Source organism: Ancylothrix sp. D3o (assembly GCF_025370775.1).
Classification (GTDB): domain Bacteria; phylum Cyanobacteriota; class Cyanobacteriia; order Cyanobacteriales; family Oscillatoriaceae; genus Ancylothrix.
In genome coordinates this window covers 179297-195047 of the sequence record NZ_JAMXEX010000011.1, presented here as the reverse complement: position 1 = coordinate 195047, position 15751 = coordinate 179297, and the positions used below count along the sequence as shown (strand labels likewise).

The following is a 15751-nucleotide window of genomic DNA, read 5'->3' as shown; positions in this document are numbered from 1 at the left end:
ATAATTGGGAGAAAATCAATCTGCCGGTGAGTTATAAAAAACCACACCGGCACCCGACAAATTTAAGGGTATTTAATTACAACACTCAAGCCTAACAAAACTAATTGTAACTGGGTGTCTTCAATTACCCCCAATTTTCTTGAAAAGCGTTCTAAAGAAACCGAACGAGTTTGCAAAGGATTCGCCGCCGAAAGTTTTGTTAAACCGTTTTGCGGCGAAGGGTGTACTTTTACAAGCCAAGAAAACCTAACCATTGAAGCTTTCCAACCAGTAATCGGAACCACGAGACGCAGTTCTAATCCTTCCAAACCATCAGCACTAATGACAATAGCAGGGCGGGTTTTTTGAATTTCATCCCCTATTGTGGGGTCAAATTCTACCCGCCAAATTTCTCCTCTTTTCGGTTCAAAACTGCTCGTCCCAGTTGTCATTTTCTACATACTCCTCTACCCATTCCATTTCCTCCGATCCAGGCAGAAAACAGTCTTTTACTGATTCTACTTGCTTTGCTAATATGGCATTGCGCTCTGCCATTGGCAACAGCAACAAAGCCTTGAGAGCAACCACTTGTTCTCCCCCATCAGGATAAGCAGCATCAGAAAGAATTTTAAGCGCTTCTACCCGGTGAGATTCCATTTCAATTTTTTGGGCGGTTTCTAAAGCCTCTACGAATTCTCCAGCTTTAATTTGAGCAAAAACTTTTTCTTTCAGACTAATCGATAAATCTTCTTGATTCTCGGACTGTGGTTGTGAAATCAAGGCTTGATTTTCTGTCATGGCTTCTAAGTTATTTTTACATTTCAATATTAGCAAGATAATTTAATTGTAGCACTGCCTGGAAAAGCCGGCCAATGTCGGCAAACAAATTCGCCAAATAACGTAGAATTAAGGGGGCATATTTATCACAAAAGCAATCACTTATTTTTGGTTATTACTAGCAGCCTCACCACCGGCAATTTAACTGTATTGGGTTCGTTTGCTAATTTAATTGTAGCAGAGCTTGTCAGTCAACAAGGTTATCGCCTATTATTTTTAGAACATTTGCGTTTTGGATTGCCTCTAACTGTGCTAACATGAGTTTTAGCTTATTTTTGGATATAATATTTTGGTTGGGTTGCACTTCGTTTAACCCAACCTACTCAAATGGGAAAAGGGTTAATATATGTCAATTATTATCGCTGAAGATTTAACAAAAGTCTATCCGGTGGCGGTCAAAGAACCGGGATTCGCCGGCACCGTAAAACACTTTTTCCGCCGCACCTACCGGCAAGTAGAAGCCGTAAAAAAAGTTTCCTTTGAAATTCAACCAGGAGAAGTTGTGGGTTTTTTAGGCGCAAATGGTGCCGGGAAAACCACTACTTTAAAAATGCTCACCGGCCTAATTTATCCCTCAGCCGGAAAACTGCGCGTCGCGGGGCAAATTCCCTTTGAACGCCACGCATCTTTTCTGCAAAAAATCACCCTTGTTATGGGGCAAAAACAACAGTTAATCTGGGATTTACCGGCTCTTGATTCACTGAAAATTAACAGCGCTGTTTATGGCATTTCTGATAGTGAATATCGCTTGCGGGTGGGAGAATTAACAGAAATGTTATCATTGCAAGGAAAATTAAATCAGCCCGTGCGGAAACTGTCTTTAGGCGAACGCATGAAAGCCGAATTAATGGCAGCCTTATTACACCGGCCTGAAGTATTATTTTTAGATGAGCCTACTTTGGGGCTTGATGTAAATGCACAAGTCGGAGTGCGAGAATTTTTGCGAGAATATAATCAAAAATATCAAGCAACCGTCTTATTAACAAGTCATTACATGGCAGATATTACGGCTTTATGTAAGCGTGTGATTTTAATTCACCAAGGGCAATTAATTTATGATGGCAGTTTAGATGGTTTGTTGGAAAGATTTGCACCCTATCGGGAAGTTAAATTAGAGTTAGCGCATCCTCTCTCAGATTTAGAAGCAAAAAAAGGCGTTTCTTTAGACATTTATGGAGAGGTTGAAGAAATAGAAGGGCAATCAGTGCGTTTGTTGGTGCGTCGAGATGAGTTAACGGGGACTGTTGCTAAGATTTTGGCTGATTTGGAGGTGCTAGATTTAACCATCACCGATCCACCCATTGAGGAGGTGATAGGGCGAGTTTTTCGTAGTGGAGTTGTTTGAAACCGCAGATTAACGCAGATTAACGCAGATAAAAAGGATGGATTAATGAATAAGATAATTAACATAGTTAAGACTTTATTGGTTACTTATTATGCTTATATGTTGGAGTATCGGGCTGAGTTGTTTTTGTGGGCTATCTCAGGTTCTTTGCCTTTTATTTTGATGGGAATTTGGATTAAAGCAGCCGGTCAAGGGGCGGGATATGGTTTAGAGCCGGTGCAGTTTGCTCGCTATTTTTTAGCCGCGTTTATTGTGCGGCAAATGAATGTGGTATGGGTAATTTGGGAGTTTGAAAAAGAAGTTGTTCAAGGTAAGCTTTCACCTCGTTTATTGCAGCCTATTGATCCCGTTTGGCATCATTTAATTTCTCATATTTCGGAAAGATTTGCTCGGTTTCCTTTTATTTTGGGGCTGATTTTGTTATTTTTTGCCCTTTATCCGGCTTCGTTTTGGGTGCCATCTGTGGGCAATATTTTGTTGTTTTTGCTCATCGTTATTGTTGCTTTTTGCTTGCGGTTTTTGATTCAATATACGTTTGCAATGTTTGCCTTTTGGATAGAAAGAGCAAGCGCTATTGAGCAATTTTGGTTTTTGATTTACCTCTTTCTTTCTGGAATGATTGCACCTTTAGATGTGTTTCCTGATGCAGTGCGAACGGTGGTAGAGTGGACTCCGTTTCCTTATTTAGTCTATTTTCCAGCCGCGTTGTTGGTAGGATTGCCGGTGAATGTTGGGCGCGGTTTATTGGTAATGTTGGCTTGGAGTGCAGTGTTTTTTGTCTTGAATCGTTGGTTATGGAAAAAAGGTTTAAAACATTATTCTGGTATGGGTGCGTAATAGCTTGATTGGGAAAAATCAGATATCTAAAATCACCAATGCTTGCCAACCGGCATCAGTTTTTTCTAACTTAAAACGATGTAAAGTAACCGCTTTGACATCAACGCGCTGATGATGCCGGCTGATATCTAATTTTTCACCTTTTGCTATCGCGTTTAATTCAAAAATTCCATTTTCCTGAGAAATTTTAACTTGCTTTGCTCGCAAAAGCAGCAACTCACTATCTTTATAATAAATAAACTCTTGCAAAAAGTTAAACAGCAGCATATCCAGCGCATCATCTTCTAACTCAAAACTGCGGGTTTCTGTGGCTTCAATCGCCTCTAAATTATCCACCATTGTATTCACCGTTGCATCACCCGCCGCAATGAAAAGCTCCTCTAAATCTTTTCCCCAAGCTTCAAAGGCAATATCGGCAATGGCAATATCTTCTAAAAATTGGTATCCCATAACTTTATAATACCTATAATACCCTATCCGGTTGAAAAATTAACCTATCTGTGGGGCCGGCATCCTGCGTGCCATTTATCTGCGTCCATCTGCGTTTATCTGCGGTTCAAAAAGATCATATCTTATAACTCGCATTTTTGCAGTTGATTTAAAATTGTTTGTTTTTTCTGGCTGATTTGTTTGCCAATAAAAACTAGCTCGGTTGCTTCTTGTTCAAAAACTTCTAAATCCCAGCGCCCCGCCACAAAATTAAACAAATAAATCCCCGATTCAAACTTAATAAAACCTTTAGCTCGGTAAACATCTGGAGCCAGAGTAGCAGCGAATTCTTCAAATGCTTCTTGGTTAAAAATAGCTGATGTTTTATAGCTAAAAGATTCATACTCTAACTGATGAACGTGATGCGGTGCCGGTTGTACACGCTCTCGCCCAATTCCAAATAATAAATCCACATCCACTTGACAGCGTACCGCCGGCACAATAGAAGCAATTTCATTTAAAGAGTGCAGCTTTTCTTGCAAACTTTTTAACTCATCCTCCGAGACTAAATCAACTTTATTTAAAAGCAAAGTATCCGCCGCGTCAATTTGTATTCGCGTGGTGTGCCCAATGTGGGGATATTTAACAAAACCATCCGCATCAACAACAGTAATTACACCATCCAAACGCACCACCGGCAAACTTTCTTGAATATCAAAAACCAGCGCATCCGGTTCTGCAACGCCAGTGGTTTCCACAACAATATTATCAGGAGAAATTGTGTCGATAATTTCATTAACCGCCGCTTCAAACTCCCCCAAAAGTGAACAGCAAACACAACCCCCACCAAGGTCTGCCATTTCTACATTTTTACCCGCAATAATTTTACTATCAATGGCAATTTCCCCAAATTCATTCATTAAAATTGCGATTTTTTTAGGAAAATTATCAAGAATATGGCGTAAAAGTGTGGTTTTTCCACTTCCCAGAGGGCCGGTGATTACTGTTAACGGCGTTCTTATTGGCAGCATAAATTATCCTCAAATTATCCTTTAATATTGCCAATGGGAGTAAAGCGAACAACCGGCTTACAAAGACCGGCTAATTCTGTTGCTTGAATCACATCATCAATATTTTTATAAGCGTCCCCAGCTTCCTCAGCTAAACCCGCCCAAGAAGTGCTACGAACATAAATTCCCCGCTTTTCCATATCTTTTTGCAATGTTTCACCGCGATACATTTTGCGAGCTTTGGTACGACTCATTGTTCTACCGCTACCATGTGCAGTGCTAAAAAAGCTTTGGGCACCACTAGAAACACCCGCCAATAAATAAGAGCCGGTTTCCATACTTCCGCCAATAATTACCGGCTGTCCGACATTTTTATAGCGTTCTGGAAGATCAGGCATATTCGGGCCAAAAGCACGGGTAGACCCTTTTCTATGTACCAAAAGAGTGCGGTTTTTCCCATCAATAATATGCTGTTCTAATTTTGCCGTATTGTGTGCCACATCATACACCATTTCCATTCCTAAATCTTCGGCAGACCGGCCAAAAATTTCCGAAAAAACTTCTCGAATGCGGTGTAAAATTACTTGCCGGTTAACAAAAGACATATTTAACCCGCACTTCATCGCCGAAAAATAAGCCTGTCCTTCGGGAGAATTAAACGGCGCACAAGCCAATTCCCGATCTAAAATTTTAATCCCATATTTGCTTTCCATTACTTTTAGGAAAGTTTGCAAATAATCAGTTGCCACTTGATGCCCAAAACCCCGACTTCCGCAGTGAAACATAATCACAACTTGATCGGGTTGGGTGATGCCATAAATTTTAGCAATTTCGGGATCTAAAATATGTTGTTTGTGGGCAACTTGAATTTCTAAATAATGATTTCCTGAACCCAAAGTGCCAATTTGATTGACTCCCCGATCAATTGCTTTATCACTAATTTTAGAAGCATCTGCACCTTGAATGCAGCCGTTTTCTTCGATCAATTCTAAATCTTGTTCCCATCCATAATCATGTTCCACACACCATTTTGCACCTTGTTCTACCACTTTGCGAAATTCTGAGCGAGAAAGCTTCACAAAGCCGGTGCTTCCTACCCCCGCCGGCACTCTTTCATAAAGCCGGTCTACAATTTTTTTAAGATGAGGTTTTACCTCGTGGTAAGTTAAATTTGTTACCACCAAACGCATCCCACAATTAATATCAAAACCAATTCCCCCCGGCGAAATTACCCCACCTTCGGCAATATCCATCGCCGCCACTCCACCAATAGGAAAACCATAGCCAAAATGCCCATCTGGCATACACAGAGCATACTTTGTAATGCCTGGTAAAGTCGCAACATTGGTAATTTGTTCGTACACCCCCTCATCCATTTCTTGAATTAATTTTTCAGTGCCATAAATGCGGGCCGGTACACGCATCCCTTCCTTATAACTTGCCGGTATTTCCCAAATCGTATCCGAGATTTTTTCTAAACTTTTAAAAACAGACATTTTGGCTTTGCTCCTGCTAACAAAAAACTTTTAAAGGTTTTCGGAAATGGTACAGCTAGGCAGAATTTGAAATGGTAGTTTATACCCGATTCTATGCCGGATAGTATGTTTTTGGAGATGGGTTATTTTTAACCGCAGATGAACGCTGATTAACGCAGATAGGTTATTTTTTACAGCCGGGTTTGATATAAATTATTATACCGCCATTGCTTTAAAATTGCATCTTCCTTTAGGCGGAAATCCCCCAAAAAATATTAGGGTGCGCCTTGCAACAGCACACCCTAGCCAATGCGAGTACCTAAAAAAAACCAATTATCCGTTTAACTTGCTCAGCATCCCCGCCAAATTTTCACCCAACTTTTCAATCGAGGCTTGTTGCTTGGCATCACCTAGCATACCCTCAGCATTAAACGCTTCAAAAGCTTTGGGAATTGCCTGTTGCGACGGCAAAACAATCACCTGAATATTCTCTAACAATTGCCGCAAAGTAGCTAAACCCCGCAGCCCCCCCAAAGCACCAGGAGATGTACTCATAATCGCCGCTACCTTGCCCACAAAACAAGATAAACCAGGTTCATCAGAAGACGCAGGGCGACTCAGCCAATCAATTGTATTTTTTAACACCCCAGAATAAGAACTGTTATACTCAGGAGAAGCAATTAAAAGCCCCTGATGTTGCCAAAAAACCTCCTTTAATTTTCTGACATTTGCCGGCATTCCTTCTGTCGCTTCCAAATCTTCATCATAAAGCGGCATTGGATAATCGCGCAAATCGATAAAAGTCACCTCAGCCCCAGCATTTTTTGCTCCTTGGGCGGCAATTTTTACCAGCTTTTTATGGAAAGAATTTGTGCGAGTGCTGCCAGCAAAGGCTAAAATTTTTGGTGTGTAAGTCATGGTAATTGATGATTCCTTATTCGTGATTGGTAAAAGATAACTTGTGGGCCATTTTTATCGGAAAAATCCTTTAGCCAAGGTCAAAAAGTAACAATTCTGAAGCTGTTTTTGCTTCTATCTTTAGATAGGTTTCGTCCACAATTGCTGCTCCATCTCCGGCCCTCAACATTATATCATTTAGTTGCACATCGCCCCGCACAACTTGCAGCCAAACTTCCCGCCCCTCTTTAAGTTGGTGGGTAACATTTTTACCTGCATCCAACACCGTAGCGTAGAGATTGACATCTTGATAAACCGTCACAGAATTTTCTCTCCCATCGGTTGAAGCAATTAACCGCAAATGATTACGTTTCTCAGCCTCCGAGAAATTTTTTTGTTCATAACTAGCTGGCAAATTGCGTTGATTTGGCACAATCCAAATTTGCAACAAATGCACCGACTCACTTTCAGAAGGATTATATTCACTGTGCAAAATCCCCGTCCCCGCACTCATTTTCTGCACATCCCCCGGACGAATAATTGAGCCATTACCAATACTATCCTTATGTTCCAAAGCCCCCTCCAAAACATAAGTAATAATCTCCATATCCCGGTGGGGATGCGTCCCAAAACCTCGTGCCGGTTCCACCCTATCCTCATTAATTACCCGCAAACTTTTAAACCCCATATAATCAGGATCATAATAATTGGCAAAGGAAAACGTATGATAAGAATCCAGCCAACCATGATTAGCATGACCCCGTTCTTCTGACTTGCGTAAAATAATCATATTTACCTCCACTCGCTTCTATATAGACTTTAAAATAGGTACAGTCTAAATGTAAAGAACGTACTAAAAAGTAAGATAGTACCCAAAAAGAAACTATGGAAACCCCAAAACCCACCTGTCCCGTAGAAATCGCCCTCAAAGTCCTTGGCGGACGTTGGAAAGTATTAATTTTGCGAGAATTATTTGAAGGTATTAAAAGATTTGGACAACTGCAAAAATCCCTCACCGGCATCACTCAAAAAATGCTTACCCAACAATTGCGAGAATTAGAACAAGACGGCATCGTTTTTCGCCACGTTTATTTACAAGTTCCCCCCAAAGTTGAATACTCTTTAACACCGCTGGGAGAATCACTGAAGCCGGTTTTAGAATCTATCCATCAATGGGGAGAAAAATATGAGCAAGCAGAAGAATTTTTACGCCGCCGGTTAGCCGAAGAAAACGAAACAAAACAAGCCTAAAAAAAAACTCCCCTCGTTTGTAGTAACTCCTTAACGAGTTACTACAAACAAAAATTAAGCCGCCTTTAACTCAGAGGAATTTTCCCCAGAAACATCAACCGGCACCCCATCTTTTACCAAATTCGGATTACCACCCCCCTTAACAAAATTACCCACCATTGCCAAAAGCGCATTCACCTTACGAGTGCGCCACTCATCCACCAAATTCTCAACCTCCCTAGCAGAAAACCGGCGCTCCATAGCCTCATAAAGATAAGCCGCATGACGAGTTTCATCACTTGCAATACTCAACATCCCCTTCTTAAGATTGCGACAACGTAAATCATCATCAGGCAACACATTTGCCATCCGAGCAAAATCCGTACTCGCATCCAACTCCAAAATATAGGTACTCGCCATAAACACCGGCCACTCTATCTTATCCGGCTTGAAAAACTCCGCATCATACCCATCAAAATAAGCCGCAAAAAACGGACTACGTTTTGGCTTTTCCCCCTTATTTTCCGCCGGCTTTGGCAAACTCTTAAAATCAATCACCTCCTTATCCCATTGCTTCAAAGCCTGAGCAAAAATATTCCCATGCCGGCGTTCATCCGCAGCGTGCAAAGCCAACATTTGGGCCAACCAACTATCACCCTCAGCCGCCGCCCGCTCACTCAACGAAGTTAAAAAAGGAACCGAACCAGACTCAGCCAACTGAAAAGCCGCCAAAGTATTTGGACGAGTCCGCGAATCCCGAATATTGCGGGCCGAAATATAAGCCACCGCACCGGAACCCACCAGATGCAATAATTGAGTAACAAAATTCATCTTTCAAAAAAAGCCGCTAAAATACACTTCTTAATTTAAAGAATTTCCCAAGCCCTCGGCAGCCCTCAACTCACAAAAACCCGCAAACAACGGGCTAGACTGAAAAAAAACCCCATATTCCCCAAATTTTAAATGTCTCGGTCAGACAATCCTTGCCTGAGCATCTGCGTAGAACCCCTCAAAGCCACCACCGCTTCCCAACACTTTGCGATCTGGGTGGTGAAAGCCCCCTATCCGGGCGGATACGTCCACCACGATAGCATTTGGCCCCAGGACTTAAGCCAGACATGGTACGCTTGGCAAAAATTATTTTGCAACCACCGGCCCCTGCAACTATTCCCCACCACCGAACCCCCCACCACCGAACCCCCCACCGGCGAAGGCTCCCTCAGCAGCCGGCTGATGCAGCAACTCGGCTTAAACCTCTGGAAATGGCTCAGTGACGGCACCGTCCAAAACAGCTTTGCCCAAAGTCGCGGAATCGCCCTAGGGCAAGACAAACCCCTGCGCCTGCGCCTAGAAATTCGAGACCCCAACCTGATCGTTTTACCTTGGGAAATTATGCAGCAAGGCGCCGGTCAACCCGCCATCTCCCTCAACCCCCAAATCTTATTTAGCCGCACCACCAGCGACGTCGATCCCCTCAGACAAACCTCCCCCGCCCAAGCATTAAATATCCTCCTCGTCTTAGGAGAAGACAAACTCAGCCCCATTGGCGGTAGTGCCAACACCTTGCAACTGCAACAAGAAGCCGCACAAATAGCCGAAATCCTCCAAATCAGCGAAACCACCCCCACCCCCCAAACCGTCCCCTGCACCGTCCACACCCTCATTCAACCAAGCCCCGCCGAACTCATCGCCCGCCTAGAAACCGGCCTCTACAACGTCTTTTTTTATGCCGGTCATGGCATCAGCGCCCCCAATGGCGGACAACTGCTTCTGCGCCCCAACACCTCCCTCAGCGGCACCGAACTCGCCGGCGCACTTGTTTCTAACAAAGTGAGCCTCGCTCTCTTTAATTCCTGCTGGGGCGCACAAAGTGATAGCTACAACAGCCTCCCCGTTCCCCGCAGCAGCCTTGCCGAAGTCCTGATTCATCACGGAGTCCCCGCCGTCCTCGCCATGCGCGACAGCATCGCCGACACAGAAGCCCTCAGCTTCGTCCAAGCCTTCACCCGCGCCCTCGCCAGTCGTGTGCCGGTGGATCGCGCCGCCTGCATCGCCCGCCAACAGCTTCTTACATTGTATAAGTTCAACCAACCCGCTTGGACACTCCCAGTCTTATATATGCACCCAGAGTATAACGGAGAACTCATTCAAACCAATGAAGAAGTAAGCACCGAACTGCCCCAAAACTCCCCTACCTGGGTAGGAAAACGCATCACCGCCGCCTATCTGCGTTCAGAAATAGAACCCGCCAAAATTTGGCCGGTGCGCGGCGGCTTCATGCGCGTGGGTAGAGTGCCAGAAAATGACCTCAAAATAGAAGAGCGCTGGGTATCCCAAAAACACGCCGAAATCTTCTACCGCGACACCTCCAACACCACCGAACCGGCCTATTTTTTACGCGACTTTTCCCGTTACGGTACCCTTGTTTCCTCCACCCAAGGCTGGCAAAAAATCCACCACCAAGAAATCCTCTTGCAATCGGGTATGCAAATTAAATTTGGCAGTTCCCAAGGCCAAACCTGGCAATTTATCATCCAAAACCTCCCCCCAACCTAACTAGCCCAAAATTAACGAAGCTGAGAAGATCCGCCAGCGCCGTGTTCCATTTGTAATGCTAGAAATTTTAATTAATTTGCTGCAATTAAGTAGAAGCACTTAATTATTTGTAGGATGGGTAGAGCGTAAGCGATACCCATCAAAGCCTCGATAGTGTTGGGTTTCGTTCCTCTACCCAACCTACATTACCCCCAGAGTTTAATTAAGTTGACTTACTTACAACAAGTGAGTTTAGAGCGCATAGCAAAAGTTTTTCCTTATCCAATTACTAGGGAGTAAGACTTAGAAAAAAAAGGTATTGGCGGGTTTTAAACAGGCGGGTAAGTTGTCTTAGCTTTTTTTCCTTCTCCCCTCAGACTGATTTTTAAAACTCAATCCCCGGCTGAGCTTTAATATTTTGTTCTCGGAACGGATGTTTAATCAAAGTCATTTCTGTAACTAAATCCGCTCGCTCAATTAGCGCTGCCGGTGCGCCCCTGCCGGTTAAAATCACATGATTATCTTCAGGCTTTTCTTCTAAACCGGCCACAACTTCCTCTACGTTGAGATATCCTAACTTTAAGGCCACATTAATTTCATCCAGCAACACCACTTTAATCGCTGGGTTGCGAATTAAACTTAAGCCTTTTAACCATGCTTCCTGCGCTTTTTCTGTATCTCTCTGCCGATCTTGCGTATCCCAAGTAAACCCCTCCCCCATCGCATAAAACTCTAGCTGCGGTTCAAACCGGCTCAAAATTTCCTTTTCTGCGGGTTCCCATGCTCCTTTGATAAACTGCACTATAGCTACTTGAAAGCCATGTCCCAGAGAACGCAACACCATCCCCAACGCCGCCGTTGTTTTGCCTTTGCCGGTGCCGGTGTGGACAATAATTAACCCTTTGTCCGCTCTCCGCTCCGCCAGTCTTTGTTCTTGTACTTCCTTGCGCCGCTGCATCTTCTGCCGGTAGGCTTCTTCGCTCTTTGTTTTTGTGTCCTTTAATTCTTGATCTAAGCTCAAATCATTATTTTCTTCCATAAACCTTTATCCTCATTTGAAATTCGGTATTTTGCCGGTTAAGCTGAGATTAAGGCTAAGTTAATAAAGATGTTTACAAACCTTACACCCAGCCATGCCTGATTCTTCCGATTTTTTCTCACCTCGCAGTCGCTACTACGGTAAGTGGACACCAGAAAACTTGGCTTTTGATGCAAATTTACAAGAATTTGCCCAAAGAGTCACCTTAATTTGTGCTTTGGAAACCGGCGGTAAACTCACCCCAGAACAAGCTTACGATGAAATTAGAAAGCTTTGGCATCAGCTAAAACGCTCTAAAAAAGAACTGGGAATTGGTGAGTCTACCCCGGATACCCCTGGCGGAAGCCAGCAAGAATAAAACTTTTATCCCAAGTTCTCCTTTAAATTAACTTAAATTAAGCAACAAATAAAGGCAAGCGGTCACTCAGTACCGCCTTCGCCTGTTACAATCAAAACTTACGCATCTAACATTTAAAGTTTCTATGAATTCTTTTTTGCCTCATCCTCAAGTCTCGATGCTGCCGGTAAAAGAAGCTGAGTTAATTATTTTAAATTTGGCAGATCAGGCTTCGGGGTTGTCTGATGTGGAAAGTGTGAGTTTGCCTGAAGCGGCTGGACGTATTTTAGCAACGGCGGTGACAAGCGATCTCAATTTTCCTCATTGGGATAATTCGGCTATGGATGGTTATGCGGTGCGTTATGAAGATGTGAGCGGTGCTGAGGAACACCAACCGGCTCTACTGCAACTTGTAGCAGAAATTGGCGCCGGTACTCAACCCCACGTTTCTATTAAAGCAGGTCAAGCCGCTCGCATTCTCACCGGCGCCATGATGCCAGAAGGCGCAGATACGGTGATCATCCAAGAAGTGACTAAAATTGAAAATAATCAAGTTGTTATTTTAAAAGCCCCAACTTCGCAAGGGGAATTTGTGCGATATGGGGGACAATATTACAAAGCCGGCGAGCCTTTGTTAGACGCTGGAGTGGTTTTGAATGCCCCAGAAATCGCCGTTTTAGCAGCAGTTGGATGTCATCAAATACCAGTTTACCGGCAGCCAAAAGTTGCTATATTATCCACCGGCAACGAACTTGTCACCCCAGAGAAAACATTGAGTAGCGGTCAAATTTTCGATTCAAACCAATATGCTTTAGTAGCAGCGGTGAAAAATGCCGGTGGAGTGCCGGTGCCGTTAGGAATTGTCAAAGATGATCCCGAAGCCTTAAAACTAGCCATTTCTCAAGCCTTAGAAACAGCCGATATAGTCTTATCCACCGGCGGCGTTTCTGTGGGAGATTACGATTATGTAGAAGAAATTTTATCCCGCCTTCGCGGTAGAATTCATATTAGCTCAGTAGCGGTGAAACCAGGCAAACCTTTAACCGTTGCCACATTTTCTAAACCTGAAACTGCTCAACAAGTTTTATATTTTGGTTTACCAGGAAATCCAGTTTCTACCTTAGTCACATTTTGGCGATTTGTGCAACCGGCCATCAAAAAAATAGCCGGATTATCGAATAACTTTGAACCGATTTTTTTGCCAGCCATAACACGCCAAGATTTGCGATCTGATGGCAAAAGAGAAAGCTATTTGTGGGGAAAATTAATCCCAGTCAAACAAGGATTTGAATTTGAACTGGCCGGTGGTACTCACGCCTCAGCCAATTTAATTAATTTAGCACTTACCAACAGTTTAGCAGTGGTGCCGGTGGGAGAAAAACTCATTCCTGCCGGTGCAGAAGTGCAAGTTATGCAGATTGGAAATGGATAAGTAGGTAATTAGTAATTAAGTAAAATTATAGTGAACAAAAAGCCCGTTTTTCTAAGAAATCAAGTTTTTAAAAACCTTAAAAATCAACATTTTATACCACCAATTCGGTTTAAAAATGTAGTCCGTACAGACGTTCTGCCCGTACAGACGAACTGCTGCGAACGTCTCTACCAACATCTGCATTTATCTGTAGTGGGGCAGGCATCCTGCCTGCCTAAAGGCAGCGGTTCAAAAAACCCCCCCACTACGGGCATCCGATCCGATACTACAGCCTAGAGGAAAAGATTTAATTAACAATTTAGCCAAAAAACTCAAACCTTAAAATAATCCACGTTTGCCATTTGGCTTAACCGTTAACCAATTAGTTTTTGCCAGCGCCAACTGCTCATCACTGACACGGGCGCCCGTAAGATTTGCCCCACAAAGATTTGCCCCTCTGAGATTTGCATGAGACAAATAAGCCTCAGTTAAATTAGCCCCGCGCATATCCGCACCTTCGAGATTAGCATAACTCATATAAGCCTTCGTTAAATCCGCATCCCGCAAAGAAGCTTGATTTAAACTTGCTCGGCCTAAATTCGCATTCGACAAATCAGCATTAGTAAAATTAGTTTTAACCAATTTAGCTTGATGTAAAATCGCTTCCCTCAAATCAGCACCGGCCAAATCTAAAAGACTGAGGTCTAAACCAGCAAAATCACGCCGGCCTTTCACATAAGCCGTTTTAACACTATTCGCATCCCATTTTGCCGACGAATTAACCTTTGCAGCCGAAGCACCTTTCCCCTCCATCGCCGTCGTCGGGCTTTTAGTCATCATACTTCGATTGCGCGTACCAGAGCTAGGTAAACGGCTAGAACTTAACTTGCTTTTTCGGGCTCGAATCGCCTCTGCCAAACGCGACATTTCCGTTCTGCCCCCGCCTTCTGCTTCAATATCCGTAGGTTCCTCTGGTTGAAGCAGAGTAGATTTTGCCATCGTCGCCATACCCTGAGCAAAACCCTCGCTGTTAAACTCAGCATTAAGCGCCCTCAGCACATCATTTGCTGATTGATAACGCCGGCGTACCGACACCTCAAGCATTCTTTCCAGAACACCCATCAATTTTGAACTAACCTGAATATTCTGGCGCCAGCAAATTTCGCCAGTCGTGGCATCATAGCCTAAATGACTTGGAGATTTGCCGGTTAACAAGTAAATACTCGTCACTCCCAGCGCATAAATATCACTAGCATAAACCGGCCTCAGCGCCATTTGTTCTGGAGGCGCAAACCCCGGTGTCCCAATTGCAAACGACGTTAACGCTGTTTGTTCCGAAGAATTTAAAGCCATCGTTTGACTGACATGATCCTTAACCGCACCAAAATCGATCAACACTAACTTATGGTCAATCGTGCGACGGATAATATTAGCCGGTTTAATATCGCGGTGAATCACCCGGTGATCGTGAAGGTATTGCACCACCGGCAAAATTTCCGTTAAAAACTGCCGCACCCCCAACTCAGTAAACGGCCCTGTTCGCTTTACTTCCTGCTTCAGGGTTGATCCATTCACATATTCCTGAACCAAATAAAAATCATCTTCAATTTCAAAATAATCTAACAGCCGAGGAACTTGCGGGTGATTACCAATTTTTCCCAGCGTTTTTGCTTCCCGCTTAAACAACTCCCTCGACATCTCCAACACTCGCTCAGAAGTCGCCACCGGACGCAACTGTTTAATCACACAAGTTGGAGTTCCTGGTAACGAGATATCACTTGCCACAAACGTTGCGCCGAAACCTCCTTGACCTAACGCTTGATTTACCTGATAGCGGTCGCGCAGCAAAAGCTTACTACCACAAGCTTGACATCGGTGAGCGTGGTCTGGGTTCTCTGGATTGGGACAGGCTGGATTTACACAGAGCTTCATTCTCTACTTTACCCGACTGCGTGTGTTGCTGTTTGATAGCTATCTGGCTTGCTTGACAAGTAGATGCTTATATTGTTTCAGTTCGACTCAGATAGTTTACATGAGCGCCGCTCAGTTATAGCCCTTCCTTATATTCTTCGGGGTTTCAGGGGTGAGCGTGAGGCAAGCGCCTGCAAATTACTGTTCAAAGAACTATATTTTTTCAACGATAGTTTCGAGACTGATCCACAAGGGCGGGATGCCCAGAGATGGCTTCTCTCGTTTTACCCCTATACTTTAAGTTGCCTCAAAATCTTAGCGTATGAACAGCAAAAAATACTTCTTTGCCTGATTTTTACATATTTTGTTCTTTTTGTGAAGCTGGCTCGCATCCCCCTGTCTTTCCCCCAGAAAAACTCATACCCTAAATTAAACCCTTCCTTGAAAAAAACCACACAAGCATCTTACAACCGACCATA

General features: G+C 43.7%; 17 protein-coding genes. 7 read left to right on the top strand and 10 right to left on the bottom strand.

What is annotated here, in order from left to right; translation table 11 throughout:
- Positions 1-62: 62 nt before the first annotated feature.
- Together NG798_RS18510 and NG798_RS18505 are read right to left on the bottom strand one after the other, a co-directional pair.
- Positions 63-431, bottom strand: a complete 369-nt coding sequence (locus tag NG798_RS18510; RefSeq protein WP_261225177.1) for a type II toxin-antitoxin system PemK/MazF family toxin — start codon at positions 429-431, stop codon at positions 63-65.
- Positions 406-777, bottom strand: a complete 372-nt coding sequence (locus NG798_RS18505; RefSeq protein WP_261225176.1) for a hypothetical protein — start codon at positions 775-777, stop codon at positions 406-408. Before NG798_RS18505 ends, NG798_RS18510 begins: the two co-directional genes overlap by 26 nt.
- Before the next feature lie 147 nt (positions 778-924).
- Between NG798_RS18505 and NG798_RS18500 the strand changes: the two genes are divergently transcribed.
- The 3 genes from NG798_RS18500 to NG798_RS18490 all read left to right on the top strand — a co-directional run bounded on the left by NG798_RS18500 (position 925) and on the right by NG798_RS18490 (position 2998).
- The gene (locus NG798_RS18500; RefSeq protein ID WP_261225175.1) at positions 925-1077 is read left to right on the top strand and encodes a hypothetical protein; all 153 of its coding nucleotides are present in this window, start codon (positions 925-927) and stop codon (positions 1075-1077) included.
- Between the two features lie 85 nt (positions 1078-1162).
- On the top strand, positions 1163-2161 hold the full coding sequence (locus NG798_RS18495) for an ATP-binding cassette domain-containing protein (RefSeq protein ID WP_261225174.1): 999 nt from the start codon (positions 1163-1165) through the stop codon (positions 2159-2161).
- A gap of 45 nt (positions 2162-2206) precedes the next feature.
- Positions 2207-2998, top strand: coding sequence for an ABC-2 family transporter protein (locus NG798_RS18490; protein WP_261225173.1), 792 nt, complete (start codon positions 2207-2209; stop codon positions 2996-2998).
- An 18-nt stretch (positions 2999-3016) separates the two neighbouring features.
- Here NG798_RS18490 and NG798_RS18485 read toward each other — a convergent pair whose 3' ends face one another.
- From NG798_RS18485 to NG798_RS18465, 5 genes are all read right to left on the bottom strand, one after another.
- Positions 3017-3448, bottom strand: coding sequence for an archease (locus NG798_RS18485; RefSeq protein WP_261225172.1), 432 nt, complete (start codon positions 3446-3448; stop codon positions 3017-3019).
- Positions 3449-3570: 122 nt separating this feature from the next.
- Positions 3571-4458 (bottom strand): GTP-binding protein, encoded by an 888-nt coding sequence (locus NG798_RS18480; RefSeq protein ID WP_261225171.1) that lies wholly within the window; start codon positions 4456-4458, stop codon positions 3571-3573.
- Positions 4459-4472: 14 nt separating this feature from the next.
- Positions 4473-5933 (bottom strand): RtcB family protein, encoded by a 1461-nt coding sequence (locus tag NG798_RS18475; RefSeq protein WP_261225170.1) that lies wholly within the window; start codon positions 5931-5933, stop codon positions 4473-4475.
- A 312-nt stretch (positions 5934-6245) separates the two neighbouring features.
- Positions 6246-6830, bottom strand: a complete 585-nt coding sequence (locus tag NG798_RS18470) for an NADPH-dependent FMN reductase (RefSeq protein WP_261225169.1) — start codon at positions 6828-6830, stop codon at positions 6246-6248.
- 70 nt (positions 6831-6900) lie between these two features.
- On the bottom strand, positions 6901-7599 hold the full coding sequence (locus NG798_RS18465) for a pirin family protein (RefSeq protein WP_261225168.1): 699 nt from the start codon (positions 7597-7599) through the stop codon (positions 6901-6903).
- 95 nt (positions 7600-7694) lie between these two features.
- Between NG798_RS18465 and NG798_RS18460 the strand changes: the two genes are divergently transcribed.
- A complete protein-coding gene (locus tag NG798_RS18460; RefSeq protein ID WP_261225167.1) occupies positions 7695-8060 on the top strand; it encodes a helix-turn-helix domain-containing protein in 366 nt (121 codons plus the stop codon).
- Between the two features lie 54 nt (positions 8061-8114).
- Here NG798_RS18460 and NG798_RS18455 read toward each other — a convergent pair whose 3' ends face one another.
- Positions 8115-8870: a ferritin-like domain-containing protein gene (locus tag NG798_RS18455; RefSeq protein ID WP_261225166.1), complete on the bottom strand. Its 756-nt coding sequence runs from the start codon at positions 8868-8870 to the stop codon at positions 8115-8117.
- A 132-nt stretch (positions 8871-9002) separates the two neighbouring features.
- Between NG798_RS18455 and NG798_RS18450 the strand changes: the two genes are divergently transcribed.
- Positions 9003-10595: a CHAT domain-containing protein gene (locus NG798_RS18450; protein ID WP_261225164.1), complete on the top strand. Its 1593-nt coding sequence runs from the start codon at positions 9003-9005 to the stop codon at positions 10593-10595.
- 364 nt (positions 10596-10959) lie between these two features.
- Here the strand turns inward: NG798_RS18450 and cobO are convergent, their stop codons facing one another.
- The gene (gene cobO, locus NG798_RS18445; RefSeq protein WP_261225163.1) at positions 10960-11613 is read right to left on the bottom strand and encodes a cob(I)yrinic acid a,c-diamide adenosyltransferase; all 654 of its coding nucleotides are present in this window, start codon (positions 11611-11613) and stop codon (positions 10960-10962) included.
- 94 nt (positions 11614-11707) lie between these two features.
- Here cobO and NG798_RS18440 point away from each other — a divergent pair, with 94 nt between their 5' ends.
- Both NG798_RS18440 and glp read left to right on the top strand, forming a co-directional pair.
- Complete coding sequence (locus NG798_RS18440) at positions 11708-11971, top strand: hypothetical protein (RefSeq protein WP_261225162.1); 264 nt, start codon at positions 11708-11710, stop codon at positions 11969-11971.
- A gap of 157 nt (positions 11972-12128) precedes the next feature.
- Entirely contained in the window at positions 12129-13382 is a 1254-nt protein-coding gene (gene glp / locus NG798_RS18435; RefSeq protein ID WP_261225197.1) for a gephyrin-like molybdotransferase Glp, read from the top strand.
- Positions 13383-13700: 318 nt separating this feature from the next.
- On the opposite strand, the gene NG798_RS18430 is transcribed toward glp, so the two are convergent.
- Entirely contained in the window at positions 13701-15293 is a 1593-nt protein-coding gene (locus tag NG798_RS18430) for a serine/threonine-protein kinase (protein ID WP_261225161.1), read from the bottom strand.
- Positions 15294-15751 lie beyond the last annotated feature (458 nt).

What these genes read in the sequence shown, in the direction of transcription:
- NG798_RS18505 (WP_261225176.1), bottom strand. Translation starts at nt 777, where the DNA reads ATGACAGAAAATCAAGCCTTGATTTCACAACCACAGTCCGAGAATCAA.
- NG798_RS18465 (WP_261225168.1), bottom strand. Translation starts at nt 7,599, where the DNA reads ATGATTATTTTACGCAAGTCAGAAGAACGGGGTCATGCTAATCATGGT.
- glp (WP_261225197.1), top strand. Translation starts at nt 12,129, where the DNA reads ATGCTGCCGGTAAAAGAAGCTGAGTTAATTATTTTAAATTTGGCAGAT.
- NG798_RS18485 (WP_261225172.1), bottom strand. Translation starts at nt 3,448, where the DNA reads ATGGGATACCAATTTTTAGAAGATATTGCCATTGCCGATATTGCCTTT.
- NG798_RS18475 (WP_261225170.1), bottom strand. Translation starts at nt 5,933, where the DNA reads ATGTCTGTTTTTAAAAGTTTAGAAAAAATCTCGGATACGATTTGGGAA.
- NG798_RS18450 (WP_261225164.1), top strand. Translation starts at nt 9,003, where the DNA reads ATGTCTCGGTCAGACAATCCTTGCCTGAGCATCTGCGTAGAACCCCTC.
- NG798_RS18470 (WP_261225169.1), bottom strand. Translation starts at nt 6,830, where the DNA reads ATGACTTACACACCAAAAATTTTAGCCTTTGCTGGCAGCACTCGCACA.
- NG798_RS18455 (WP_261225166.1), bottom strand. Translation starts at nt 8,870, where the DNA reads ATGAATTTTGTTACTCAATTATTGCATCTGGTGGGTTCCGGTGCGGTG.
- NG798_RS18440 (WP_261225162.1), top strand. Translation starts at nt 11,708, where the DNA reads ATGCCTGATTCTTCCGATTTTTTCTCACCTCGCAGTCGCTACTACGGT.
- cobO (WP_261225163.1), bottom strand. Translation starts at nt 11,613, where the DNA reads ATGGAAGAAAATAATGATTTGAGCTTAGATCAAGAATTAAAGGACACA.
- NG798_RS18490 (WP_261225173.1), top strand. Translation starts at nt 2,207, where the DNA reads ATGAATAAGATAATTAACATAGTTAAGACTTTATTGGTTACTTATTAT.
- NG798_RS18430 (WP_261225161.1), bottom strand. Translation starts at nt 15,293, where the DNA reads ATGAAGCTCTGTGTAAATCCAGCCTGTCCCAATCCAGAGAACCCAGAC.
- NG798_RS18495 (WP_261225174.1), top strand. Translation starts at nt 1,163, where the DNA reads ATGTCAATTATTATCGCTGAAGATTTAACAAAAGTCTATCCGGTGGCG.
- NG798_RS18510 (WP_261225177.1), bottom strand. Translation starts at nt 431, where the DNA reads ATGACAACTGGGACGAGCAGTTTTGAACCGAAAAGAGGAGAAATTTGG.
- NG798_RS18460 (WP_261225167.1), top strand. Translation starts at nt 7,695, where the DNA reads ATGGAAACCCCAAAACCCACCTGTCCCGTAGAAATCGCCCTCAAAGTC.
- NG798_RS18480 (WP_261225171.1), bottom strand. Translation starts at nt 4,458, where the DNA reads ATGCTGCCAATAAGAACGCCGTTAACAGTAATCACCGGCCCTCTGGGA.